Annotated in this window: 19 protein-coding genes and 1 tRNA gene; 9 read left to right on the top strand and 11 right to left on the bottom strand. The window is 45.2% G+C overall.

Annotated elements, in window-relative coordinates:
• Positions 1–78: 78 nt before the first annotated feature.
• Entirely contained in the window at positions 79–627 is a 549-nt protein-coding gene (gene thpR, locus AC13FX_RS00890) for an RNA 2',3'-cyclic phosphodiesterase (protein WP_482878518.1), read from the top strand.
• 6 nt (positions 628–633) lie between these two features.
• Here the strand turns inward: thpR and AC13FX_RS00885 are convergent, their stop codons facing one another.
• Positions 634–1410: a lysophospholipid acyltransferase family protein gene (locus tag AC13FX_RS00885; protein ID WP_482878517.1), complete on the bottom strand. Its 777-nt coding sequence runs from the start codon at positions 1408–1410 to the stop codon at positions 634–636.
• 17 nt (positions 1411–1427) lie between these two features.
• The gene (locus AC13FX_RS00880) at positions 1428–2186 is read right to left on the bottom strand and encodes a GNAT family N-acetyltransferase (RefSeq protein WP_482878516.1); all 759 of its coding nucleotides are present in this window, start codon (positions 2184–2186) and stop codon (positions 1428–1430) included.
• Between the two features lie 281 nt (positions 2187–2467).
• On the opposite strand from AC13FX_RS00880, the gene AC13FX_RS00875 reads away from it, so the two are divergent.
• The gene (locus AC13FX_RS00875) at positions 2468–3691 is read left to right on the top strand and encodes an MFS transporter (RefSeq protein WP_482878515.1); all 1224 of its coding nucleotides are present in this window, start codon (positions 2468–2470) and stop codon (positions 3689–3691) included.
• 129 nt (positions 3692–3820) lie between these two features.
• Positions 3821–4777, top strand: a complete 957-nt coding sequence (locus AC13FX_RS00870) for an NADP-dependent oxidoreductase (protein ID WP_482878514.1) — start codon at positions 3821–3823, stop codon at positions 4775–4777.
• A gap of 55 nt (positions 4778–4832) precedes the next feature.
• Here AC13FX_RS00870 and AC13FX_RS00865 read toward each other — a convergent pair whose 3' ends face one another.
• Together AC13FX_RS00865 and AC13FX_RS00860 are read right to left on the bottom strand one after the other, a co-directional pair.
• The gene (locus AC13FX_RS00865; protein ID WP_482878513.1) at positions 4833–6986 is read right to left on the bottom strand and encodes a sensor histidine kinase; all 2154 of its coding nucleotides are present in this window, start codon (positions 6984–6986) and stop codon (positions 4833–4835) included.
• 160 nt (positions 6987–7146) lie between these two features.
• Positions 7147–7836 carry an SIMPL domain-containing protein gene (locus AC13FX_RS00860; protein ID WP_482878512.1) on the bottom strand — a complete coding sequence of 230 codons (690 nt, stop codon included), beginning with the start codon at positions 7834–7836 and terminating at the stop codon, positions 7147–7149.
• A 383-nt stretch (positions 7837–8219) separates the two neighbouring features.
• Here AC13FX_RS00860 and ggt point away from each other — a divergent pair, with 383 nt between their 5' ends.
• Positions 8220–9956 (top strand): gamma-glutamyltransferase, encoded by a 1737-nt coding sequence (ggt, locus tag AC13FX_RS00855; protein ID WP_482878511.1) that lies wholly within the window; start codon positions 8220–8222, stop codon positions 9954–9956.
• Between the two features lie 359 nt (positions 9957–10315).
• On the opposite strand, the gene AC13FX_RS00850 is transcribed toward ggt, so the two are convergent.
• The 3 genes from AC13FX_RS00850 to recJ all read right to left on the bottom strand — a co-directional run bounded on the left by AC13FX_RS00850 (position 10316) and on the right by recJ (position 14568).
• On the bottom strand, positions 10316–12244 hold the full coding sequence (locus AC13FX_RS00850; RefSeq protein WP_482878510.1) for a M14 family metallopeptidase: 1929 nt from the start codon (positions 12242–12244) through the stop codon (positions 10316–10318).
• A gap of 413 nt (positions 12245–12657) precedes the next feature.
• A tRNA-Phe gene (locus AC13FX_RS00845) sits at positions 12658–12730 on the bottom strand.
• 134 nt (positions 12731–12864) lie between these two features.
• Positions 12865–14568, bottom strand: a complete 1704-nt coding sequence (gene recJ, locus AC13FX_RS00840; protein WP_482878509.1) for a single-stranded-DNA-specific exonuclease RecJ — start codon at positions 14566–14568, stop codon at positions 12865–12867.
• 308 nt (positions 14569–14876) lie between these two features.
• Between recJ and AC13FX_RS00835 the strand changes: the two genes are divergently transcribed.
• The 5 genes from AC13FX_RS00835 to AC13FX_RS00815 all read left to right on the top strand — a co-directional run bounded on the left by AC13FX_RS00835 (position 14877) and on the right by AC13FX_RS00815 (position 22432).
• Positions 14877–16019, top strand: coding sequence for a Glu/Leu/Phe/Val family dehydrogenase (locus tag AC13FX_RS00835; RefSeq protein ID WP_482878671.1), 1143 nt, complete (start codon positions 14877–14879; stop codon positions 16017–16019).
• A 441-nt stretch (positions 16020–16460) separates the two neighbouring features.
• Positions 16461–17681 carry an MFS transporter gene (locus AC13FX_RS00830; RefSeq protein WP_482878508.1) on the top strand — a complete coding sequence of 407 codons (1221 nt, stop codon included), beginning with the start codon at positions 16461–16463 and terminating at the stop codon, positions 17679–17681.
• A gap of 119 nt (positions 17682–17800) precedes the next feature.
• Positions 17801–18703, top strand: a complete 903-nt coding sequence (hslO, locus tag AC13FX_RS00825) for an Hsp33 family molecular chaperone HslO (RefSeq protein ID WP_482878507.1) — start codon at positions 17801–17803, stop codon at positions 18701–18703.
• A gap of 63 nt (positions 18704–18766) precedes the next feature.
• Positions 18767–20017, top strand: a complete 1251-nt coding sequence (locus tag AC13FX_RS00820) for an NAD(P)/FAD-dependent oxidoreductase (RefSeq protein WP_482878506.1) — start codon at positions 18767–18769, stop codon at positions 20015–20017.
• A 78-nt stretch (positions 20018–20095) separates the two neighbouring features.
• On the top strand, positions 20096–22432 hold the full coding sequence (locus AC13FX_RS00815) for an amino acid permease (RefSeq protein ID WP_482878505.1): 2337 nt from the start codon (positions 20096–20098) through the stop codon (positions 22430–22432).
• An 81-nt stretch (positions 22433–22513) separates the two neighbouring features.
• Here the strand turns inward: AC13FX_RS00815 and AC13FX_RS00810 are convergent, their stop codons facing one another.
• The 4 genes from AC13FX_RS00810 to plsY all read right to left on the bottom strand — a co-directional run bounded on the left by AC13FX_RS00810 (position 22514) and on the right by plsY (position 25497).
• Positions 22514–22963 carry a HesB/IscA family protein gene (locus AC13FX_RS00810; RefSeq protein WP_482878504.1) on the bottom strand — a complete coding sequence of 150 codons (450 nt, stop codon included), beginning with the start codon at positions 22961–22963 and terminating at the stop codon, positions 22514–22516.
• Between the two features lie 30 nt (positions 22964–22993).
• On the bottom strand, positions 22994–23692 hold the full coding sequence (locus tag AC13FX_RS00805; RefSeq protein ID WP_482878503.1) for an AlbA family DNA-binding domain-containing protein: 699 nt from the start codon (positions 23690–23692) through the stop codon (positions 22994–22996).
• Positions 23693–23773: 81 nt separating this feature from the next.
• On the bottom strand, positions 23774–24790 hold the full coding sequence (locus AC13FX_RS00800) for an NAD(P)H-dependent glycerol-3-phosphate dehydrogenase (RefSeq protein ID WP_482878502.1): 1017 nt from the start codon (positions 24788–24790) through the stop codon (positions 23774–23776).
• Entirely contained in the window at positions 24787–25497 is a 711-nt protein-coding gene (gene plsY, locus AC13FX_RS00795; RefSeq protein WP_482878501.1) for a glycerol-3-phosphate 1-O-acyltransferase PlsY, read from the bottom strand. Before plsY ends, AC13FX_RS00800 begins: the two co-directional genes overlap by 4 nt.
• Between the last annotated feature and the right edge of the window lie 7 nt (positions 25498–25504).

The raw sequence follows: 25504 nt of genomic DNA, 5'->3' as shown, positions 1-25504 counted from the left end.
CGATTTTTGCTTATTATTTGAAGGATTCCCGAGAATTGATTATTTGTACGGATCATTTATAGAATAATAGTATTATTAATGAATCAGGAACTCTATTTCATTGCCCTCATGCCACCTGAACCGCTCAGGGAGCAGATACAACACCTGAAGCTTGAAGTGGCTGAAAAATTTAAAAGTTCACATTCGCTCAACGCACCGCCCCATATCACCCTGATCAGTCCCTTTCGGGTAAGCAATGAGCAATTATCAGGGTTGCATTCGATCCTGGAAGTGTATGCACAAGGTCATCAACCTTTTCAGGTACAGCTGAAAGATTTTGCCACCTTCCCTCCACGAGTGATCTTCGTCGATGTTAAGATATCTGAAACCCTTCAGCAATTTCAGCAAAAACTTGAAAATATGATCCGCGCAGACAATGCTTTTGGGTACAACTATAAAGAGCGGCCTTTTCACCCACATGTCACACTTGCCTTTAAGGATCTTTCAAAAGAGAATTTCTACAAAGCCTGGGATGAATTCAAAGACCGCGATATGGAAGAGACTTTTATGGCCGACCAAGTTTACCTGCTTAAACACAATGGTGAGATCTGGGAGGTCTTCAGTGAGTACTCCCTGGGCAACGGTTAGTTCAGATCAAGTCACCTCAGCTGAACCTGAAGGCTCAAAATATGCCTGTATATTCTTGCGTAACTTCGATGCCAGTTCCTTACGGTCGGATGAGCGTTCGGTTTTATTTCCGAATTTGATCTTACAATAGATCTTTTTTGTTTGTGAGAGTATCAACAAATGCTCCAAAAAGCCGTGGCGGGCACCAAAGAAGCATACGCTGTCTCGCGCCGGTATATCCTGCTTCGAAGTTGCATAAGAGATAGAGGCAGTGTGTACCGGCAGTTCTTCATCGGCCGGAAATTGAAGCAGGGAAGCATGGAATGGGAGTATCTCTTCCCCTCCAGAAGAGGTAGCTTCCGGAAAAAAGATCAAGCCCTGGTATTGGTTCATAGATCTTGAAAGTTCTTCATTCACCCGTTTTACGTCCGTTCTTTTATTCCGGTCTACAAAGATGACACCAACCGCATGTACCATATACCCTAAAACCGGCCAGCTTCTGACTGCTTTTTTGGCTACAAAGGTACACCGCAAACTCAGGTATAGTGGAATGATGTCCATGTAGCTAAGATGATTGGACACCAGAAAGAACGGGGCCTTTGGAGGCTTACCATCTATTTCGACCTCCATATTAAATATAAAGGCCACCCCTTCAGCCCAGGTTCTCATAAACAGGTTCCGCCACGGCTCATATCGTAAACGCAATAGTTTTGGAACAACCAGGCCGATCCAATACACTCCAAAAGTAGAAAGGGTAAAGATCAGCAGAGTGAAAAGCCTGGAATAGCCGCGGATCTTTCTCATGGTGATCACAAATTTGATTATCCGAAAAACATCTTTCGGGTTCGGTCAGAAATATTTTCGATATCAAGAAAAACCATCACGTAAAACAGCTCGAGATCTTCCTTATAAGCCGGCTTACTGATGATATCACACCCCACACTCAGATAGTTTGCCAACAGCCCCGGGGTTTCAAAATCCTCTTTTCGTTCAACATCAAAATCCTCTTCATTCAATCCATACGGAGCCGCCCCGCTTACCTGATAGTTTGGATGGATGACCCCTCGGTGCTTGAGTTCTTTGTAGATCGCGATGCCTTCTTCAGCCGATTTTGCAGGAATACCCAAACTGCCCAGCAAATACCGCTGATCCAGGGCCTGCAAATATCCGGCAAACCCTTTCCAAAGCAGGAATAAAACCCGTCCGCTTCGGTGCTCTTCCTCGATACACGCCCGACCAACCTCAAAACTCCTGGTCAGAACCTCTTCAGGTAGCTCCTTAAGATTGAACAGCGTTTCAGAATAGAAGCCTTCTCCGCCTGCCGCCTGAGCATAAGTTTGAAGGCGGTACGTTCCAACTACCCTCTCAGTTTTATTTTCTTTGACTATAAGATGATGGCACTGATCGTCATATTTATCCTCATCGATGGTTTTTGACGAGTCAAACTCCCTTTCAAGCTCCTTATAAAAAACCTCATACCTGAGCTTTAAGGCTTGTTCAATTTCTGAATCTGTAGACGCGATACTCACCGTATACCGGTGGTTTGAAATATCAGGAAGGATCTTATCTTTAGCTTTCAACTTTGTGCTTTATTTTTTGTTTATCAATTTTTCAATACTTAGCCAACAATTCGGTGGATTTAAAACATTCCACATTAGACGGATCGATAGGAAACGAATGATTTGCTTAATCACAATGTAATACTGCATAGCCCTGTAAATCCAACTCCGAAAATATCACGAAATCCCGACTTCAATTCAATAAATATCTAAGTGGTGGTTTTGTGGTCAGGTCTTCGAATTATCTGTACCTTTGACCTCATTATTTTCATGATAAATTTTAACTCCCGAAACCACAGGCTTTGTCTTCACTATCTGAACCCGAATCAAAACCCCTCCTGCGCGATGTCAATCTATACATCATATTCGGGATCACCCTGACCGCCGTCATGGGAGTTTCGTCCATAGCCCCGGCCTTTCCCTCTATAGCCGATTCCCTTGATGTATCAACCGAACGCATTGGACTTCTGATCACCTTTTTTACTATTCCCGGCATTATCATCACTCCGGTACTGGGGCTGCTGGCCGACCGCTTTGGGCGTAAGATCGTTTTGGTTCCATCTCTCTTTCTATTTGGAGCCGCAGGAACTGCTTGTGCCTATGCTACCTCATTCGATCAGATGCTTTTATTCAGGGCACTTCAGGGTATGGGTAGTGCCTCACTTGGAGCACTGAACCTGACTTTGATCGGAGACCTCTATTCCGGAAATCAGCGCGCAACCGCCATGGGTTATAATGGAAGCGTCCTTAGTATCGGAACGGCATTTTACCCGGCTGTGGGTGGCGCCCTGGCGATCCTGGGCTGGTACTATCCTTTTTATCTGAGCCTTCTTGCCATACCTGTCGGAATATTTGTATTGCTCAAGCTTGAAAAGACCGGTTCATCCAATAGCCTCAATATGTCAGAGATCTTTTCGAATGTGGCTTCCTCACTGGTCTCCAAAAAAGTGATCCCTCTATTTGTTGGCATCTTCCTCACCTTCATCATGCTGTATGGCGGATATATAACCTTTTTCACGATCCTTCTGGATGAGCGCTTCGATCAGAATTCTTTCTGGATCGGTATCATTCTCTCCGGTTCCTCATTTATGACCGCATACGCTTCTTCACAACTCGGCAAGCTTACCGAACGATTTTCTGAGGTGAACCTGATCCGGACAGCGGCAATATTATATCTGGCCATATTCCTGATCATCCCACAGATCACCAACATCTGGTGGTTCATTATTCCGGTCGTCATCTTTGGTGCAGCTCAGGGTATCAATATTCCCAGCATTCTAAATCTGTTGACCGGTTATGCCGACAAGGAATATCGGGCGGCTTTTCTTTCCGTCAACTGGGTGGTGATGCGTACCGGTCAGGCTTTGGGACCATATCTTCTTGGTTTGGTATATGCCGGGATCAGTCTAAATGCCACCTTTTATGCAGCAGCGGTTGCCGCCGGCCTATTCGTGATCTCGTCCGTCTTTTTTATGAAACGGGAATGGTATATAGCCGCGGATATAAAAACGATCGAAGACCTTTAGAACATACAGGGTTCCTTCAATATTATACATCGACTTTATAGGGTGAATCAAACTCACTCTGCGAACTCATTCTTCCCATCGCTTGTTTTTCGGGTTAAATAACAAGTAACAATACAAAACAAGTGATTTATGAGTAACCAAATGGAAGCCGCTTATATTGACGAATATGGTGATCTGAACAATATCAAAACAGGGAAATTGCCTAAACCGGAAGCAGGCGAGGGGGAGGTCCTGATTCGTGTTAAAGCTGCGGGGGTGAACCCTGTTGATGCCGCAGTAGCCAAAGGCATGCTCAAAGATGCTATTCCCGGTGAATTTCCGCTGATTCCGGGGTGGGACGTAGCCGGAGTTGTCGAAGATACCGGTCATGCTGCCCGTCGATTTCAAGCCGGTGACGAAGTCTATGCATATGCCCGGCGACCAACAATTCAGCACGGAACTTTTGCTGAGTATATTGCTCTCCCGGAAGCTTACCTTGCTGAACGTCCTTCAAATATCTCCGTGGAAGAAGCAGGTGGAATTCCGTTAGTGGGATTAACCGCCTACCAATCTATTTTTGATTTTGGAGAGCTTAAAAAGGATCAAACACTATTGATATTAGGTGCTTCGGGAGGAGTCGGGACTTTAGCTATTCAACTGGCAAAATCTATTGGAGCAAACGTCATTGGGGTTGCAAGCGAAGCCAACCATGATTATATGAAAGAACTCGGGGCTGATATCACCATCGATTACAAGAATGATCATGTGGGTGAGGCGGTTCAAAAAGTTCAGCCTGAAGGAGTTGACCTTATCTTTCATTGTTCCCGTGGAGACTCCTTTGCACAAGTTATGGAAACCGGTGTGTTAAAAGATGGCGGAAAAATTGCATCCATCACCAATAGCAATCCCGATATCAGTGATGATATTGAATTTAAGTACGTATTTGTAGAACCGAATTCGGAACAGCTCGAACATATTGCTGCACTGGCCGATAATGGTAAGATCAAGGTACCGATATCCAAAACTTATTCATTGGAAGAAACCGGACAAGCACTACAGGAAATTGAAAAACTACATACCAGGGGGAAGCTGATCATCACTCCCTAAATTGAATATATAATAACCCAGTATTGAATGCCGGATATTTCAGTCCGGCATTTTTTTATATCAGTGTACTGGATGACCCTCTGAGCCGGTCATCTTTTTCAAACTGTAAACCGATCCTGGTCCCATTACCAGTTCCCTCAAAGCTGACAGTTCCCTTTATCTGATCAGATAATGTTTTCATGAGGGTCATACCTAAAGATTTTGGATCATCCAGGTCCAGATCCCGGGGCAAGCCAACTCCATCATCCTCGAAAATTAAGTTTATCAGATCATTCTCCCTAAAGAGTGATACAGTTATATGCCCGGTATCTCTTTCTTTAAATGCATGCTCATAGGCATTTGTAATGATCTCATTCACTATTAAACTATAGGGTACAGCTTGGTTGATATTCACTTCAATTTCCTCAAGATCTAAATTGACCTCTATCTCTTTTCCATCATTTATTGAATCCGATATATGTTTCATGAGCCTGGATGTTTGTTTATCCAGACGGATGTATGTGAAATCATGATTCTGATATAGCTGATCATGGATCAAAGCAATAGATTTTATGCGGCTCTGATTATCATTCAGATATTTATACACCGATTCTTCATCAGCCTGATAGGCCTGAAGCTGCATCAAACCGGAAACCAGGGCCAGGTTATTCTTCACCCTGTGGTGGACCTCCATCAACAGAATTTCTTTTTCTTTCAGTGATTTCCTGATCTTCTCCTCAGACACCTTCTTGTCCGTAATATCCTGGAAACTGCCATGCAACCTAACACATTCACTACCCTTAAATGAAGGCTCTCCTATAGTACGTACCCACTTGATATTCCCTTTCCCGGTTTTGATCTTCAATTCCAGGTCATATGACTCACCGCAGTCAATAGCATGCTGAACTGCCTTTGCTATCTTTTCTTTACTTTCACCCACATAAAAATCAATGCCGGTCTCAAGATCAGGATCAAATTCTTCATCCACTTCAAGTATATTTCGGGTAACCTCCGTCCAATTCATTGATTCATTTACCAGGTCATACTCCCAGGCTCCTATCTTGGCCATTCGCTGAGCCTGTTTCAGGAGATCCTCTAGATTTACCTGTTTAGTGATATCTACACCCGTTCCCAAAATGTAGTTTCTTCCATCCTGACTAAAGTAGGAACCGGTCAGATAAAAATAGGGATGTTCCCCACTTTTAGTTTTTACTCTTGCAGATATACTAGCTGAACCTTCCTCAAAAGCCTCCTTGATCGCGTTGGCTATCCGTTCGTGGTCATCTTCAAAATAGAAATCAAGGGGACGCATATTTTGTATCTCATCCCATGAATATCCCAACAGATCAATAAAAGACTGGTTGACCCGAATGTAATTCATATCCTCATCCAACACGTAAAACAACCCGGGCAGGGAATCCAGTGCCTTATCCGTAAATGACTGCTCATGCTTTAATTTTCTCTCAGCCTCTTTGCGATCTTTGATATTGATCCCGGTACCCACAAGGATCATTTCATTATTCACAGTAGTAGTAATGCCGGATAACAGGTAGGGTACCTCTCCTTCATCCTTGGTCTTCAGATACAATTCAACTTCATTTTCAGAATACTCCAGGGTAGTGTCAAAACTTTCAACTGCAGCCTGAAAGTCTTCTTCAGATACGAAATTTGTATAGTGATTATCGCCCCCCGGTTCATACCTGAATTTTTCCCGGAATCGATTGTTCACGCTCATGATCTGCCCTGATCTATCTATTACAAAGAAAATACCCGGAAGACAGTTTATGATATAATTGTTGAGCACTTCTTCCAGGTCTCGATTCAGGTCAGATATCTTAAGTTGCTTCTCAAGATCAAGCTTCTTGGAAAAGATCTCCTCAACGGAATCCTCCAATCTGGAATGCAATTCTGCTTTCTTTATTAGATCGGTTGCCCCTGCCTTAATAAGTCTGACAGCACAGTCTAAGCTAAATTCATCGTTGACCAATATCAGGGGCACTTTAGGGTCAAACTCTTTTACTCTATTAATTATCTCATGCTCAGATAACCCCATTTCCCCCAGATCTAAAATGACCAGATCCTTGGTTTTTGCTTGAAGTCTTTTCTTAGATGAACGGTTTAACTTTCCTCTCCTGATTTCATTAAATGGAATTTCTGAATCTCTAAGAATCTGGCAGTAAGATTCATAATCTGCCTCACTATTTGTGACTGCTAATATATCCCGACTCATAAAATAATTTACAGGGTGCTGATTGTTTTATTTAAAACTAAGGATATACCGATATGTTTCGTAATAGAATATTTTTAATTTCCTTTTAATGAACTTAACGCCAATGACTTAATAACACTTAGAAAACAGAACAACCTGACTATATAAAGGCCTTTACTGATTACTTTAAGGCAAACTCTATCGTAAATTCGATCTGCCGTTTATATGTAGGTTTGTTGAAAAGTGGGTTGACTGGAGGAGGCATTTCAGCCGCTTGTCTGGTTTGGACCACTTCATCAAGTTCATATTCCTCGAAGAAGACAGTTTCCGATATGTTTTCGCTAAGATTCAATATGTCACCGATCACAACGGATTCATTTTCGATGAGCTTTTGTGCTTTCTCCCTCGCACGCTGAATGGCCTGCCGATACGCTTTATCATACAGGGAATCCTCTTTCGAGTTTTTATAATCCATGATCCTAAATGCATTGACACCTTTTTCCACCAGTGCCCGTCTGAAGGTGTCGATCTTATCCAGGTCGTGGATATCAAACAGAATGGACGCGTTGTACTCGAAGGATACCCTGTCCCGGTAACTTCGGTTGTTGACCTCTCCTGAATTGATCTCAAGCAGGTCACCTTCATAGCCCAGATCATTTAACAAAGTTACCGCTTCTGCCAGTGTCTCATATCCCTCTTGTTCAACTTTGGCCGCTTCTGAACCGTCCAGCTGGAGTGCAGCCCTCACGGATACATACTCAACGGGTATTTCAATCGTTTGATCAACCCCAAGCCTGATGGATCTTTTATCATCCTGAGTGCAGGAGATCACAAAGACAGGTATCAATAACAGAATAATTCTATTCAGCATAGCACGCATTTTAGTTCATGGTTAGAACTAAAATGCGTGCTAACTTTCCCTACTGATATAGCATATCTGTGTTAACCGCCGGGTTTGATGACCGGACTGCTGATCTTTGGCAGGAACACATAATACTCAGCCTTTCAGATCCATGTACTCACCTTTTAGAACTCTGGATGAAGGGTTTTTAAATTGATGGTCCTTGGATTTTAGACTTGTATTCATGGATGTGATATGAGTGAGTTTATTTGATTTAATTTAAATCGACTGCCTATTCACTGCGTTTCGGTTGTAATAAATTGGAAATTTCGCCTGCATTTGGAACGCCTCATTTTGACAATGCCTTTTCCGATTGTATAATACAGTGCATTATTAACTCAAATCACCACCCGATGAAACGCTTTTATTTTCTTACTTCTACTATTATCCTCTTCCTTTTAATACTGCCCACCCAGTCTCTGCTGGCTCAGATCGACCGTGAGGCTGGGGAACCGTTTTTGACCCGTTCTGAGGTGATCGCTCAGCGTGGCATGGTGGCCACCAGTCAGCCCCTCGCTACTCAAGTTGGGCTGAATATCCTGCGAAACGGAGGCAATGCCATTGATGCCGCTATTGGTGCCAATGCCGCCATGGGGCTCATGGAGCCTACCGGAAACGGGATCGGAGGCGACCTGTTTGCCATTATCTGGCACGAAGAAAGCGGGCAGCTGTATGCCCTGAATGCCAGTGGGCGTTCGCCGCGGGGTTTATCCTATGACCGCCTGATGGAAATACTGGAAGAGAAAGACGAGGATGGCATCCCTCCCTACGACCTGCTTTCCGTTTCCGTACCGGGAGCCGTTGATGGCTGGTTTGAGATGCATGAGCGTTTTGGTACAACAGAGATGAGTGAAATACTTGCCGAACCTATCCATTATGCTGAAAATGGATTTCCTGTTAGTCAGGCCATTTCAGAGGCGTGGACACGAAGTGCCCGGTTCCTGAAAAATCAACCCGGAGCCTTTGAAGAAACCTTCACTATTGATGGGCGTGGACCAGAAAAAGGAGAGGTATTTCGAAATCCCGACCTTGGTAACACTTTTCGCCTGTTAGCGGAACAAGGTCGTGATGCCTTTTACCGTGGTGAGATCGCCAGAAAAATCGATACCTGGATGAAGGAGAATAACGGGTACCTGCGCTTTGAAGATTTTGACAAACATCATTCTGAATGGGTGGAGCCCCAAACCGTAAATTATCGTGGCTACGATGTATATCAGGTGGGTGGGAATGTGCAGGGAACCGCTGTCCTTCAGATACTGAATATTCTGGAAGGATTTGATCTTTCTGAAACCGGTTTTGGCACGGCTGAAACCCTTCATCTGCTTATTGAAGCCAAAAAACTGGCTTTTGAAGACAGAGCTAAACATTACACGGACTCAGATCATTACGACATCCCGTACGAAACCCTCCTTTCCAAGGAATATGCGGCCGAACGCCGCAAACTGATCGGTGACCGGGCCCGCCGTGACCTCACCACCGGTGTGGATGTTCTGGAAGACGGTGATACCATCTACCTCACTACCGCCGATGAAGAAGGCAATATGGTTTCCCTCATTCAGAGCAATTTCCGTGGTATGGGGACCGGTTTTGTGGTACCCGGAACCGGATTCAGCTTTCAGAATCGTGGTGAGTTATTTTCACTGGACCCAAATCACCCCAATGTATATGCCCCCGGCAAGCGGCCTTTCCATACCATTATTCCCGGCTTTGTGATGAAGGACGGAAAACCACTGATGAGCTTTGGCAATATGGGAGGCGGTTATCAGCCGATCGGCCATGTCAGTATCTTAACCAACATCATCGACTTTGGCATGAATATTCAGGAGGCCGGTGATGCCTTCCGCTGGGAACATTCCGGCTCTACCCAGCCTACTGATGATCTTGATGATAAGCTGACGGACACCGGTCAGGTCAGTATCGAATCCGGTGTACCTTTTTCTGTGGTCAAAGCCCTCAGAGCTATGGGCCACGAGGTTCAGATCGGAGACAGTTTCTTCGGCCGCTACCAGGGTATCATGCGTGATCATGAAAAAGGGGTCTATTACGGTGCTTCAGAATCCAGGGTAGACGGTCAGGCTGCCGGGTACTGAGTTGCCCTGGTTTGTCAGGCATTTGATATGGGATCCTCTGTGCAGGAAATCACGGAGGATCTACTCAAAGGCTTTCAAGCCTATGATCAACACCATCACCCGGTTCTCGACGATTCAACTGTCATAATCCTTTTTTGACTGAACCGAATGATGGAGCATTTAGCCTGATCAACTTATGGCTCGTCACGAAGCTCCGGCTTAGCAACGTGTACTATAATACCCTGATCTACTTACTCGTTCAGAACGCTCTGCGTCGGAACGATTTAGACTACGCCTCGACCCAAAAAGTATTTAACAAAAAAGCCCCGGTCATCACAAAGATGGTCGGGGCTTTTTAAATTATCTGATCGAAATTCAGATCATTCTTCTTCAGGAGGATCACCCACTTCGATCTCCTTCTCAATATATCCACCCCGGGTAGAGAGGATCTTCACCTTGCCCTCGGCTCCATCAATGCCATTCAGCTCAACCTCGAAATACACTTCTTGTGATTCTCCGGCTCCCGTATAACCGGCACGAATGGTTTTATCATATAATTCAGGCGTGATGATCTTCAGCTTGGCATCTTCATGTCCCTTGGTCAGCTCCGAATCAAAATCGAGTTCAACCCGATCCTCACGGACGATCTTGACCAACTGTGCCTGCTTCAAGGCCACCGGCAAGTTCCCTGTATTTGTCCAGCTAACAGAAATTCTATAAGTATTATCCCCGGTTTGCTCAACATCGATCTCATCCAATGTGATCTGCGGAAGCTCTTTCGCCATCATCAAATTGAATAAGGCTTGTTTTTCAGCCCAGCGTTCAAGCTGCCATGGCGGGCCGTTTTGACTGAAGAATTTGGGATGAGAACCACCGATCTCAACTTCTCCAAGCTCGGGATGTTCGAAGGTGGTCCATGACTTAAAGCCCCGGCCTTCATTTTCCCTGAGGTCCCATTGCATGGCATCGTAATCATCATAGATCCCATCGTTATTATAATCTTCCATCGCTCCGTTATTCCACAGTTCATCGCCATACCAGATGGAGCCAAAATAGAAATAACCAAAATCAGGTCCGTGCCCAAACAAGGGACTTGGACGTGAAGGGTCTCCGGTCACACGATTAGTGGGATAGCGGGTCATGTAGGTCTCATAGACATCACCTGCCCATGGATATTCGGTGATCTCAAGCCCCAAACGATCATACTTTTCATAGAGCTCGAGATCCTCAGGGTACATACGCTCTTCACTTTTAGACGTGGATGGTGGACGCAGGTGCATGGGTACGCGTGTATCCATGGAATTTACGACCGAGATATTCGGATGAGTAAGCATCCACATCACTACCGATCGTGATTCAGGCTCACTTAAAGGATAATCTCCGGCTCCATACTGAGTATATCCCCGTCCGGTGAGTTCACGTCCCACATCAGGCCGCCAGTTTTCGGCATAATTCCGGTGAAGATCCAGTCCGCCAATACCATCCTCATTATAATCTCCGTCCCCGTCGTTATCGATACCTTCAGAGTACACAAGCCAGTCACCTTTTCCCGGCAGCACCCGTTTCATCAAACGGCCTTCCGGGTCCCGGGGATCGATGATGTAATTGGCTTCGTCCATTTCATCGGGACCGGCTTTTTTACGCATTGAATATATGATACCGTCTCCATCAAGATCTTCGGGAGCATCCTCATCCAGAAGGCCATCCCTGTCATTGTCGTGCGGACGCACAGAACTTCGGTTTGCCTGAGCTGTATGAAGATAAAGATTCGACCCATCCGGGTTATTCTGTGGGCGAAGATAGATGGCTTTGGTGTCTATCAATTCAGTGATCTCAGGATCTTTCCCATAATTTTCTAGCAGATGCTTGGTCAGCCATAAAATAGACTCACTGCTGGTGATCTCACCACTATGCCGGCCACCTTCGAAATAGGCCGCAGGCTTGTCGGTGTGCTTTCCCGTCTCCTTGTTGGTGATGGTCATTTGCAGAATGGGTCTTCCCTCAAAACTTTTAGCCACTTCATACAGGTCCACAATATCAGGATACTGCTCAGCCCATCGCTCATACCATTCATACATCACATTTACGGTATGATAGGTATCAAAGGTCAGTTCCTCGCCGGCGGTATACTCAACTTCCGGAAAACGATGCTGTTCAAAAAAGCTGATCCCGTGCCGCTCACCACCAACCGTATACATAGTCGTATCCGATTCCGGCCATTCCGGAGTATTTAACGGGGTATAATTTTGTGCAAAAGCCTGACCTGCCATAATTACGGAAAGAATCAATAGGAGCCCAATTCGTTTCATATCTAAAAGATTTGTTGGTGTTATGTTTCAGTAATGGCCTGCAATGTAATGCATTAGACACAAAAATTTTGGGGTGTGGTGATGGATTTTAAAAAGAGTGCGCTAGTAGTTCGTCTTAGGTTGGTGAAGGGCTGTGGGAGTTGGTGGTATGACAGACTATACAGAAGGCATTGCGGAGTAGAGCAGTGGGATGAGAAACATAAGGGTGAGAGAATAGCTGTTTTCGCGTTAGTGGGGCATAGCCAAAACGGGAGCCAGGTTTCAAAAGAATCAACTTCTTATACCTCACGGGAAGCTAGAGCTTCCGGGACTGCGTTGCTAAGCCGGAGCTTAGCAACGAGGCAAAAAGTAGTAATAACAAAAAAAGCCTTGAGCCGCTATAAGTTAATGCGAGTCAAGGCTTTACTTGAGTGTGGGACCGGGCGGATTTGAACCGCCGACACACGGATTTTCAGTCCGTTGCTCTACCTACTGAGCTACAGTCCCTTTAATCAAGGACGGCAAAGATAAAGGGTTTATTATCTACATACAATATTAAATTGTGGAAAAAGGATAAATAGGTTTTAGGTGCGAGGTGTTAGGTGTTAGTTTTTTTCTAACACCTAACACCTCTTTTACTTTTAAGGTATATGGATATCCTTGAGTCGCATTTGCAGGGTGCGCCGGCCATTCCAGTTGTTTTCTTCCAGCACATAGGCAATGTCAAACGGTTCACCGGTTCGCACCGATGGCAGATATTCATGCATATTGAAACCGATGGTATCAAAGGAACCCGACTGCCCCTGTTTGATCTTCATTTTCAGATGACCATTTCCTACAATAGTGGGCTCACCAACTACGGTTACGCCTTTACTTACAAATATGGGGCGAATGTTACCGGGACCAAAGGGCTCGAACTGACTCAACAGTTTCCAGAATTTCATGTCAACCTCAGTGAGATCAAGATCGGCATCTATGGTCAGCTCCGGTTCAAAGGAATTGTCGGAAAGGTCACTGAAAGCCAACTCGTTCATGCGGCGCCTGAATTCGGTCAGGTTATCCTCGGCAAGGGTCAACCCGGCTGCAAACTCATGACCACCGAACTGCTCCAGAAGGTCATCACATTTCTTGATGGCGTTATAAATATTGAAGCCTTTGATGCTTCGTGCGGATCCCTTGATCTTGCCGTCCACATTACTGAGCATGATAGCCGGGCGGTGATACAGGTCAACAAGTCTTGAAGCTACAATACCGATCACACCCAGGTGCCAGTCTTCAGCATACAGCACAATGGTAGAGGTCTCCTCCATGTCAAAATCCTGATCGATCTGCTTCATGGCCTCCTTCATGGTCTTAGAATCCGTGTCACGCCTTCTCAGGTTGATGGATTCCAATTCATGGGCATGTGCCTTTGCTTCAGCCATGGTCTCTGAGATCATCAGCTTGACGGCTGTACTGGCATCACCCATTCGTCCGGCCGCATTGATGCGGGGGCCGATCGAAAACACGATCTTTGAGGTGTTCACTTCTTCTTTCTTCACTTTTATGAGATCCAGCAAAGCCTGAACACCCACACGCGGGCTCTTCCGGATCATATTCAATCCGGCTTTCATTAGCACCCGGTTCTCATCTATGATAGGAACAATATCAGATGCAATGGAAATAGCTACCAGGTCCAGGAATTGATAAGAGACCGACTTGGGCAAGCCCAGTTTCTTAATGGTTGCCTGTATGAGCTTGAATCCGACTCCCGCTCCGGATAATCCATCAAAAGGATACTCACAATCGGGTCGTTTGGGATCCAATACCGCTACGGCATCGGGAATTCCATCACCAACCGTATGGTGATCACAAATGATAAGGTCGATGCCTTTTTCTTTAGCTTCCCGGGCTTCCTCAATGGCTGTGATACCACAATCGACGGATACGATCAGTGAGGCATTGACCTCCTCGGCATATCTGATCCCATCAGGATTGATGCCATATCCTTCCTTGAAGCGATGGGGAATATAGTAATCGGCTTCCACACCAAATTCCTTCAGGAAAGTATAGACACATGACGTAGCCGTGGTTCCGTCTACGTCATAATCTCCGTAAACGAGTACTTTCTCACTTTGGCGAATGGCCAAAGCCAGCCGTTCTGCACCGGCTTCCATATCCTTCATTAAAAAAGGATCGTGAAGGTTTTCTATCTTTGGCCTGAAAAAGTATTCTGCATCATCGTAAGTTTTTATGCCGCGGATAGCCAGTAATCGGGCTATTTTGGCCGGAATTCCAAGCTGTTCCCCTAATTTGGAGGCAGTCTCTTCTTCTTCCGGCTGCGCGAACGTCCAGCGGAATGACATGATTATTTTTTGCTTTATTTTTATTCATAGAGGCAGATCGGCGGTCAGGCCGGTACGCCAACGCTTGTCGCGTTTTCATTGGATATATAAAATACTATTTACAGAGAGAAAATCAGCATCATAATCAGCTTTATTTTTAAAAGTACTCTCACAGGCCCGCTCCCTGTTACAACAACAGTCACTTACATCTTTTAGTATGAAATGACTCGGTTCAGATTGAGAATCATTAAATAAATGCTGACCTTTGGAAGCGTTTCCGATTGGGATATACGCTAAATGATTTCAGTTTAACAACAGACCTAAAGACCTTGAATTACTCCAGCTCCAAATTTCCGATCTTTGATGAACTCTCCAATAATGAACACGAACAGGTTGTCATCTGTTCAGATCCTGACACCGGCCTAAGAGCCATTATCGCCATTCACAATACCACCCTGGGGCCTGCTCTTGGCGGAACCCGAATGTGGAACTACGAGACGGAGGAAGCTGCTCTGCGAGATGTGCTTAGACTTTCCCGCGGTATGACCTACAAATCAGCTATTTCAGGACTGAATTTAGGCGGAGGGAAAGCCATCATCATCGGAGATGCGCGCACTGATAAAACTGAAGCCCTGTTTCGTGCCTTTGGTCGCTTTGTAGACGGTCTTGGCGGCCGTTACATTACCGCAGAAGATGTCGGTATGACTGAAAAGGAAATGGAATGGATCTACTCCGAAACCAAATATGTGACCGGGATACCTAAGGCTTTGGGTGGAAGCGGTAATCCATCTCCGGTTACAGCCTATGGAGTGTATATGGGGGCCAAAGCTTGTGCCAAGAAGGCCTATGGCAGTGACTCCCTTGAAGGCAAGAAGATCGCCCTGCAGGGAGCCGGGAATGTAGCTTCCTTCTTTGCCCGTCATGCATCCAAGGAAGGTGCCAAGTTGTACATCAGTGATATCTATGATGACAAAGCCAAAGAACTGGCTGAAGAGGTTGGTGGGGAGCTCGTTGACCCTGATGATATTTACGGCCTGGATGTGGACATCTTTACTCCCTGTGCTTTAGGCGGGGTGATCAATGATGAGACGATGAAGCAATTCAAATGCGATATCATTGCCGGTGGGGCCAATAACGTACTTGACGAAGAGGATAAGCACGGACAGATGCTGCTTGATAAAGGTATTATTTACGCTCCTGACTATGTGATCAATGCTGGAGGGATCATTAACATTGCCAGTGAACTTGAGGGTTACAACGAAGACCGGGCACTGAATAATGCAGGAAATATCTACAATACCATCACAGACATTCTGAATTATTCAGAAGAGCATGGTATTCCAGCCCATAAAGCTTCAAATGCCCTGGCTGAAAAACGCATCGAGACCGTTGGTAAGATCAAGAATAAGTATTCATCCAATGCCGATATCTCAGGCCGATTAGGAAGCATGTATAAACGCTTTATTGACTGATCAAGATCACCTGACAGATCATTTTAACGTTTCTAAAGGCACTTCATGAGAGTGAAGTGCCTTTTTTTATTGGGTTCGGGTTTATGTGTGGTCATAAACCACTTATTTGATTCTTATTTACATGGGAACACCCGTTCGATATAAAGAGTGCCGTTTATATACGTTGAAGAGTCATTTCGCGGGAATGACCACATTCGCTACTTGGTCATCTTTTCAGCTCAATTCTTATATCGAACTCACGTTGGGAGTAATCCTATCGCTTTCTGCTTTTTCAATGACTGATCCATTTTGTCGACACCATTGAAATAAACATGCAACAGAAATAGACCCTCCTTATATCTGAGATAGAATAATACATTCACTTTATAATGTTGATTCGGCCTAATTAGCAGTATTTTTAGCATTCATCAACGATAGAATGAATCTGAAGATCGATATTCCTTGAGCTACCTTACTTTTGTACTAAAAGAGCGAAAAGTTCTGAGTTTTGGGCTGTCATTTACTTTTTTTTCAAGCTTTGGCCAGACCTTTCTGATCTCTCTGTTCGTACCTTACTTTTTAAGTGATTTTGACCTGTCCAACGCGGCTTTTGGTTCCATCTATTCTGCAGCCACACTTGCCAGCGCCACTATCCTTCCATACCTGGGTAAATGGATAGATGTATTACCCATTGGCAAATACAGTTTATATGTGGCAAGCGGACTATTGATAGCCGCTCTCACAATGGCTTTTTCCTGGCATATCGGGTTTTTATTTGCCGGCATTCTAATGCTTCGACTCTCCGGTCAGGGTCTTAGCGGGCACACTGCCGAAACAGCCATGGCCCGATATTTTACTCTTCAACGCGGAAAGGCTTTGAGTATATCCAGCCTGGGTTATCCAATCGGAGAAGGAATTCTTCCTGTAGCCATCGCTGCTATGCTGGCTGTGACCAGCTGGCGAACCACCTGGGGTATCATCGCTACACTTATCGCTCTGGTTTTCATCCCTTTCATCTTTTATGTGTTGAAGAGAACTGAGATCGAGCAATCCAATCAAAAAGTTAAAAAAGCCAAAGATGACAGTTCTGAATCCGGTTCATACTTACAGATCATCAACAACCGAACATTCTGGCTGATCCTGCCGGCGATCTTAATTCCGCCTTTCTGGGCCACGGCCCTTTTTCTGTATCAGGTTTCCATCGCCGAACAACTTGGGTGGACCGCAGCCATTATTGCATCTGCATTTATCTTTTTTGCAGTAGCACGGATCATCAGTTCCCTTGGTATAGGACCGGTCATAGACAAACTGAGTGCCATCAAGATCTTTCCCTTTTATATCATTCCTCTCGGAGCAGGTGTGATGGTGGCTTATTATCATCCCGGTATTTGGTCCGCCTTTTTGTATATGGCATTGGTTGGAATGACCCTTGGTTTTGGGAATAGCACCAAGTCTGCCTTGTACGCTGAGCTTTATGGGGAAAGGATCATCGGAACTGTCCGTTCACTCTTTGCATCCATCATGGTATTCAGTACCGCTTTGAGCCCTTTTTTAATGGGATGGATGCTGGATAACAACATAGCTATAGAAAGCATCCTGATGATGGCCGCATCAACCGTGGTTTTTGGGGTGATCCTCGCTTATATCGGCCTGAAGGGAATTGAGCCACATACAGAGCCTTAAGGTAAGGTATTAACACTTATATCAGATATATCTATAAGACGCTTTCCAATAAAAATTAATTTTCTGCGTATCTTTGATCCATAATAACTACTTAAATAAGAGATCCTGTTAGTCCTCCTATGAATATTGAAGAATTTAATTTCAAAGACCGTCTTATCAAGGGAATCACCACCGACGGGCATTTTAAAATTTCTGTTGTAAAAACCACTGAGGTTGTAAAAACTGCGAAAGATAATCACACCCTGTCACTGCTCAATACGGTAGTGCTTGGAAAGGCTCTTACAGCTACCATGCTATTGGCTTCTGAACTGAAAGGTGAGGAACGTATTCAGCTGCGCATGGATGGCGACGGCCCTATTGGTTTTCTGGTAGCAGAAGCCAATCAGGTGGGCGAGATCAGGGGTTACGTTAAGAATCCTGTTGCTGAACTTGATTATTCAGATCCTGAGGTTCACATCGGTGATGGGATCGGTCTTGGGATCCTCACTTTTTCCAAAGTCCTATATAACGAGGCCGAGCCACGGACTAGCAGTATACAGATCGTAAACGGCGACATCACCAGTGATATAGCCCATTACCTGGCGCAATCAGAGCAGATCCCATCGGCTTTACTTCTGGATGTAGGCATCGATGAAGAAGGTAATGTAACCCATGCCGGCGGACTCATGATCCAGCGCATGCCGGGAGCTCCTGATGGGCAGATCGACCTGTTGCAGGAACGCCTTGGTTCTTTTCCTGCTATTGATGAGCTCTTATCTGACGGGCAATATATCGATGAGATCATGGCAAAAGCCGTATCCCCTCTTAAAGTAAAAGAGCTTAACCGTCAGCCTGTCGATTTCTTCTGTCGCTGCACCCGTAAGCGTTTCAAAAGTGCGCTTTCTATGCTCAGTCTCGACGACCTCAAGGATATGGAAGGTGAGGGACAGGAAGTGGTTTGTCAATATTGTAATAAAAAGGAAACGATCAGCAAGGAAGAAGTAGAACAGATCGTAATGGAAGCACAAGCTAAAATGAATTGATCCGGTATTCGTAAATTAAATCCCTGAGTCCTTGTTGTCTCTTGCATAACTAATAAAAACGGAATGAGTAAGAACGTAATAATTGTAGGAGGAGGATTCGCGGGAATATCAGTTGCTCAGAAGCTTGCATCCTCTGATGTTCACATCACCATTGTCGATAAGACCAACCATCACCTGTTTCAGCCATTGCTTTACCAGGTGGCTACCGCTGCATTATCTCCCGGTGATATCGCCATGCCGATCCGGGCTATTTTCAGCAAGCAAAAGAATGTTGAGGTTATCCTGGGGGAAGTCACCGGAATCGATAAGGAGGACAACAATGTACACCTGAAGAATGGTTCACTTTTGCCCTTCGACTATCTGGTCCTGGCACCGGGAGCCCAATACAATTACTTTGGCAATGAGGACTGGAAGAAACATGCGCCGGGTTTAAAATCCCTGTCTGATGCTTTAGACATTAGAGAACGCATCCTTCTCTCCCTGGAACAGGCTGAACAACTCTCTGACCCTGAAGAGCGAAAGCCTTATCTCACCTATGTGATCATCGGGGGCGGACCCACAGGAGTTGAAATGGCCGGTTCCATCGCTGAGATCGCTAAACGCAGTATGATGCAGGATTTCAGGAACATAAAACCGGATGAAACCAAGATCTACCTCATTGAGGCCATGGACGGTATCCTCAATGCCTTTGATGAACCACTGTCAAAAAAGGGACAAAAGACCCTTGAAGATATGGGAGTTGAAGTTCTGCTGAATACACCGGTCAAAGATATCAGGAAAGATGGCGTACAGGTGGAAGGCCGTTTTATAGAAACTCCAAATATCGTTTGGGGAGCCGGTGTAAACGCTTCTCCATTGATCAAACAACTTGAAGTTGATACCGACCGCATTGGGCGTGCGATCGTAAAGCCGGACCTTTCCATTGAAGGCCATCCAAATATTTTTGTAGCCGGTGATGCAGCACATGCAAAAGATAAGAATGGTGACCCCCTCCCCGGTCTGGCCCCGGTTGCCCTTCAACAGGGTAGGTATTTGGGTGATCTTATCCGAAACGAACTTAAGGGAAGATCCCGCACAGATTTTGAATACATCGATAAGGGAACCATGGCAACCATCGGGCGTGCCAAAGCTGTTGCCGATATCAGGGGATTCAAATTCAGTGGGTTCTTTGCCTGGTTGCTATGGGGACTCATTCATATCTTCTTCCTGATCGGTTTCCGAAACCGCTTCAGGGTGTTCGCTGAGTGGGTTTGGCACTACATTACTTTCAAGCGCGGTGTAAGGCTCATTGCCAAGAAGGATGAAGATTCCTGAAAAAAGAAGGCACAATAATTTTTCTTGTGTCAAATAGGTCTTAGATTCTTCGTGTTTCAAACCACATAAACTCATTTTATGGCTGATTTAAAGCGTGAACTCGGTTTTTGGGATGCCCTGACCATTGGGGCAGGTACCATGATCGGAGCAGGAATTTTTTTACTGGCAGGTGTAGCCCTTGAAATGTCGGGTCCCGCCGCTATTTTCGCTTACCTCATAGCCGGTGTGGTTTGTATGATAACCGCATCAAGCGCTGCAGAACTGGCTACCGGAATGCCAACATCAGGAGGGGATTACTTTTTTGTATCGCGATCACTTGGTCCGGCCATGGGTGCCATTTCCGGTGTGGGTATCTGGCTTAGTTTGACCTTTGCCATCGCTTTTTACCTATTTGGATTGGGCGAGTATATGTCTCAATTTTTACCTATCACTGCATTTTGGGGTGCCGTCATCGGTGGGGTACTATTGACCATTTTGAATGTGATAGGCGCTAAAGAATCCGGGCGTACCCAGGTTGTTGTAGTACTTATTCTGTTTGCCATACTGGGCACCTTCAGCATAATGGGCGTCTTTCATATTGATAGTTCGAACTATGATCCCTTTATGCCTTTTGGATTTGATTCTATCTCTGCCACCACGGCCCTTGTATTTGTATCTTTTCTTGGGTTTGTAAAGATCGCGGCCGTTGCTGAAGAGATCAAAGATCCATCCAAAAACCTACCCCGCGCCCTCATTGGATCTGTAGCCCTTGTAACCGTTTTATATGTGGTCATTGTACTCGTCATAGGTGGCATGTTCAAACAATCAACCATTGCTGATGTCAGAGACCCTTTGACAACAGCTGCCCGAACAATACTTGGAAGTCCCGGTGCCGTTGCTATTATTATTGCCGGTTTGTTAGCTACCCTTTCTTCTGCCAACGCCAGCATCATGGCGTCATCCCGTATCAACCTGGCTATGGCACGCGACCGTATGGTTCCCAACTGGCTGAGCTCCATCCATCCGAAATTACTCACACCATACCGTGCCATTATTTTGACCGGTGTACTGGCTCTATTTTTTTTATTACTTGAAAGTCTTGAAGATCTGGCAAAAATAGCGAGTGTACTTCAGCTTTACAGTTATGCTGCCCTTAATATTGGTTGTGTGGTTCTTAGAGTCTCACATCCTGACTGGTATAAACCTACCTACAGAACGCCGGGCACCCCCTGGCTTCAGATCCTGGCTGCTGTTGGGTGCCTTTCCATTATCGTTTCCTCCGGTCCTTTTGCCCAAATAGCCGTTGTTGTCTTGATCATTGGTAGCATCGCATGGTACCTTTTTTGGGGCCGTTCTCGTGTTGAGATCGACCACGCCCTTCCCGAACTCAAACAGAATTGGGAAAAGCTTGGGTTCGGTATTTTTACAGAACCGGTAGTACTGCATCAGTCTGAATTTGAGGAATGGGCACCTGCCATTCGTTCCCTGAATACAAGGGAAGGTCGCAATATCGTGGCTGCTTTGGCAAATCCTGCTCATGAAAAAGCCTTGTTAAAGATCTCTCAGCTGATAGCTACCGGAAAAGACGAAGGGGGTAAAGTTACCGGTTTGAACATGCTTCAGGTTCCATTCCAAACACCGGTCTCAACGATCGAAAAAATGTTGGAAGAACATAAACCGGTCAGAGAAAGTATTGAGGAGATCAGTAAGAGGTCAAGGTCAGAAGCCCTGGATAAGACCAGCCAAAGCGTATTATCTTCAACCGTGATTGAATCTGCCGCAGCTGCTTCTCACGATATTTTCAAAGGATTGATCGCGGAAACTGAGAACCGAAAAGCAGATATGATGGTCATGGGTTGGCAGGGAGGCTTCAGCCTGGGTAGGATCTATAACACACCGGTTCAAAGGATCATCAAAAACCTGAAGGCTGACCTCGCTGTACTCAAAGACCGTAATCTGGATGATATCAGGTCTGTTGTAGTACCATGGGGCGGGGGACTCCACGCTCGCTTAGGTATGGAGATAGGTATCAGGGTAGCCAGAACTATGGATGCTAAATTAAGGGTATTGCGACTGGTGAAACCCGGCATAGATATCAGTGATGAAGAGCAGGAGCTGCGGGAGCGAATCAAACCACTGACCGAAGACTTTGACAAGGTGGAGATCGTTGTAAAAGAATCAGAAGATGTGAGCGGTGGCATCCTTTCTGAGTTGGAAGAACATCAGGATGACCTTCTGATCATTGGTGCTTCCCATGAATGGGGTATCCGTAATGTCCTATTTGGTACTATTCCTGATATCATTGCTGACAGAGCTCCATGTTCCGTTCTTATGGTACGACGCTACGTAACAGAAGATTGGAAGCTCAAAGCGGTTGAAGGCATGAAGCGCGTTAAAGAGCAACTGGGGATGAGTTCTTCGCCGGATAGTAATTAGATCTTTTCGATCCTTTAATTTAGTGAATTTGAGCCTACGAGCTGTTTTACATCATTGCAAATTAAATAACAATGTAAAATATTAGATAGCAAAGGAAGTCCCACACCCACAATTCTCTGTGGCATTCGGGTTGTCGAAGGTAAACCCGCGGGCGTCAAGACCGTCCGGATAGTCGATCTGCATTCCTTCCAGGTACATCAGATGTTTTGGGGCCACAATGATCTCAACTCCATGACTCTCAAAGACCTTATCTTCATCTGTACGGTGATCCAGCCCCAGTTTATAACTTAATCCGGAACAACCTCCACCATCTACTGCAACCCTTAGGTATAAATTGGATTCCAGACCTTCCTCTTGTTTTATCTTTTCGATCTGCCGTGCAGCTCTTTCAGTCAAAACAACAGGGGCTCCTGTAAGCTCATCCTTTTGAAAAGGATCATTCCCGGCAGATGCACCACCGGCCTCTTCTTCCTCATCAACATCTATAAGGGAAGCGATCACATCATCTAAATTGTCTTCTTGTACACTCATAGGGTCTTCACTATTTGGAATGAGTCAAAATTACGAAGTTTTATGGGAAAAAGTGTAATGCGTCACCCCATCCTTTTCAAACAGATCGAGTACACCGGCACTCACCAGGTTTACCAATATCTTGGCAGCCCGGTATGTGGTTACACTAATTAGAAGTGAGAACCTTTTAACGGTGATGTCTCCATATTCATTCAAAAAACGAAACAATTGTTGTTCATTTTCACCATATTCGAATGTAACACCTTCTGTTGAAGCATTTTGTTTGAGCACTTCCACATACTCATCGCTGGCAACAACGCTTTCATGATCTACCCTTACAAACACCTGCCTGTATTTCTTTCCTTTTACGTAGATCGGTTTCTTATCAGCTTCCGGTACTTTTACCAACAGCACGTCCCGCTCCCCAATATTTACCAACTCTATCCTGATATCCACTTCAGGAATACACTCTTCCTTAGCAGCCTGATTGAGCCAAAACTCCTCTTCATGGTAGCTTTCTACCCCAATGATCTCTCCATTATCCTCAACTCCTATCAGAATGGTCCCTCCCTTGGTGTTAGCCAATGCAGCGATCTCTCTTGCTATCTTTTCCGGGGAAGCCACGCTATGCTTAAATTCCAGAAAGCTGCTTTCCCCGGTCTGAACCAGGTTCTTGAGGTCGTTTCGCGTAAGCCTCGACACCTCCACAGAGTTGGAGTACTGCATATAAAATTCAAATTCGTCTTCCATCGTAAATAGGGTTTCGAGTTACGCATTACGTGTTACAGGCTCAGTTTTCGCAAAACCTGTAACACGTAACACGAAACCCAATTACATCACAATTTCATCCTTAGGGTCACGTGTCATCAATTTGTATAACGCATCTCTCGGGTCCATATTTTCAAACAGAACGCTGTACACGGCCTGGGTTATTGGCATCTCCACATTGTTCTTTTCAGCCCAGTCACGTACCGATTTTGTGGTTTTTACACCTTCAGCCACCATATTCATACTGTTGATGATCTCATCGAGTTTTTCACCCTGTCCGATCCTGAAACCTACCGACCTGTTCCTACTATGTGAACTTGTACAGGTTACGATCAGGTCACCCATCCCGGTCAGGCCGGAAAAGGTGTCTGAGTGAGCTCCTAACATTTGTCCCATCCGTTTCATTTCGTGAAGCCCACGCGTAATAAGAGCAGCTTTGGCATTATCACCCAATTCAGCACCATCTACGATACCGGCAGCAATAGCCATGATATTCTTTACAGACCCGCCAATTTCAACGCCGATCACATCATTATTGACATATACCCTGAACATTGGGGTGAGAAAAGTCTCCTGAATGATCTTGGCCGTACGGGTGGAATAGGCGGCAGCTACAACCGTGGTTGGCTTGAGTTTGCCCACTTCCTCGGCATGACTTGGTCCATATAACACCCCAATATTATCCTCATAGGTTGTTCCCTCCATGACCTCTATCAGTACCTGCGACATGGTATTGAAGGTATCATTTTCTATACCCTTGGCTACTGTAACCAATATCTCATGCCCGTCCAAACAAGGCTTAATTTTTTTAGCCACCTCTCTTAGAGCATGAGAAGGAGTGGCAAATACAACCATATCCTGTGACTGTAAACACTGTTCAATGTTATTATAGGCAACAATGGTATCCGGAAGTACAATATCATTCAGGTATGACGGATTGATGTGATCCTCATTGATCCGTGTCGCGATCTCTTCCTCACGCGCCCAGATCTGAACCTTATTTCCGGCCTGTTCGAGAACCATAGCCAAAGCGGTTCCAAAACTTCCCGCTCCTATAACTGTCACATTATTGTTACTCATACTTCTGCTTTCTCAAGATGTCTTTCCTGAGATTCCTCTTCCTTCTTTTCCTTATTTCCGTAAATATTCACCCGATTCTCATTGCCATCCAATAGCCTTCGGATGTTTGACTTATGCTTATAAATGATCCCTGCTGCAATAATGATCGCAAATAAGATGATACTTCCATCCACATTTATTCCCATTCCAAATCGCATGATCAGTAAACTGATCGGATAAATGAAACTCGCCGTCATGGAAGCCAGTGAGACATAACGGGTTGTAAGTACAATGACTATAAAGATCACCGATGAGATCCCGATCGAGATAGGTTCGATACCGTATAGCATTCCGCACGCTGTGGCAGCTCCCTTTCCTCCTTTAAAGTTGGCGAAGATAGGGAACATATGCCCTGTCACGGCAAAAAGTCCGCAAGTGATCTTAAGAAAAGCATCAGCTTCCCATCCCGGGGGTGCAATAGGTCCATTACTGATCTCAAATGCATACATGGCCACCCAATAGGAAGCTACAAACCCCTTCATGAAATCCAGCACCAAAACACTGACACCTGACTTCCACCCTAAATTACGAAAGGCATTGGTTGTACCCAGGTTACCGCTCCCAAATTTCCGAATATCCATTTTGTGGAAGATCTGACCAACCCACAGTGAGGATGGTATGGACCCCAAAACGTAACTGATAGCTAATACGGTAAATAGTGCAATCATGTGCCTC

The organism is Gracilimonas sp. B-17 (assembly GCF_056857935.1).
This window is presented reverse-complemented; position numbering and strand designations above follow the sequence as displayed.

Coding starts and splice junctions, on each gene's coding strand:
- thpR (WP_482878518.1), top strand. CDS start 79: ATGAATCAGGAACTCTATTTCATTGCCCTCATGCCACCTGAACCGCTC.
- AC13FX_RS00885 (WP_482878517.1), bottom strand. CDS start 1,410: ATGAGAAAGATCCGCGGCTATTCCAGGCTTTTCACTCTGCTGATCTTT.
- AC13FX_RS00870 (WP_482878514.1), top strand. CDS start 3,821: ATGAGTAACCAAATGGAAGCCGCTTATATTGACGAATATGGTGATCTG.
- AC13FX_RS00865 (WP_482878513.1), bottom strand. CDS start 6,986: ATGAGTCGGGATATATTAGCAGTCACAAATAGTGAGGCAGATTATGAA.
- AC13FX_RS00860 (WP_482878512.1), bottom strand. CDS start 7,836: ATGCTGAATAGAATTATTCTGTTATTGATACCTGTCTTTGTGATCTCC.
- ggt (WP_482878511.1), top strand. CDS start 8,220: ATGAAACGCTTTTATTTTCTTACTTCTACTATTATCCTCTTCCTTTTA.
- AC13FX_RS00850 (WP_482878510.1), bottom strand. CDS start 12,244: ATGAAACGAATTGGGCTCCTATTGATTCTTTCCGTAATTATGGCAGGT.
- recJ (WP_482878509.1), bottom strand. CDS start 14,568: ATGTCATTCCGCTGGACGTTCGCGCAGCCGGAAGAAGAAGAGACTGCC.
- hslO (WP_482878507.1), top strand. CDS start 17,801: ATGAATATTGAAGAATTTAATTTCAAAGACCGTCTTATCAAGGGAATC.
- AC13FX_RS00820 (WP_482878506.1), top strand. CDS start 18,767: ATGAGTAAGAACGTAATAATTGTAGGAGGAGGATTCGCGGGAATATCA.
- AC13FX_RS00815 (WP_482878505.1), top strand. CDS start 20,096: ATGGCTGATTTAAAGCGTGAACTCGGTTTTTGGGATGCCCTGACCATT.
- AC13FX_RS00810 (WP_482878504.1), bottom strand. CDS start 22,963: ATGAGTGTACAAGAAGACAATTTAGATGATGTGATCGCTTCCCTTATA.
- AC13FX_RS00805 (WP_482878503.1), bottom strand. CDS start 23,692: ATGGAAGACGAATTTGAATTTTATATGCAGTACTCCAACTCTGTGGAG.
- AC13FX_RS00800 (WP_482878502.1), bottom strand. CDS start 24,790: ATGAGTAACAATAATGTGACAGTTATAGGAGCGGGAAGTTTTGGAACC.
- plsY (WP_482878501.1), bottom strand. CDS start 25,497: ATGATTGCACTATTTACCGTATTAGCTATCAGTTACGTTTTGGGGTCC.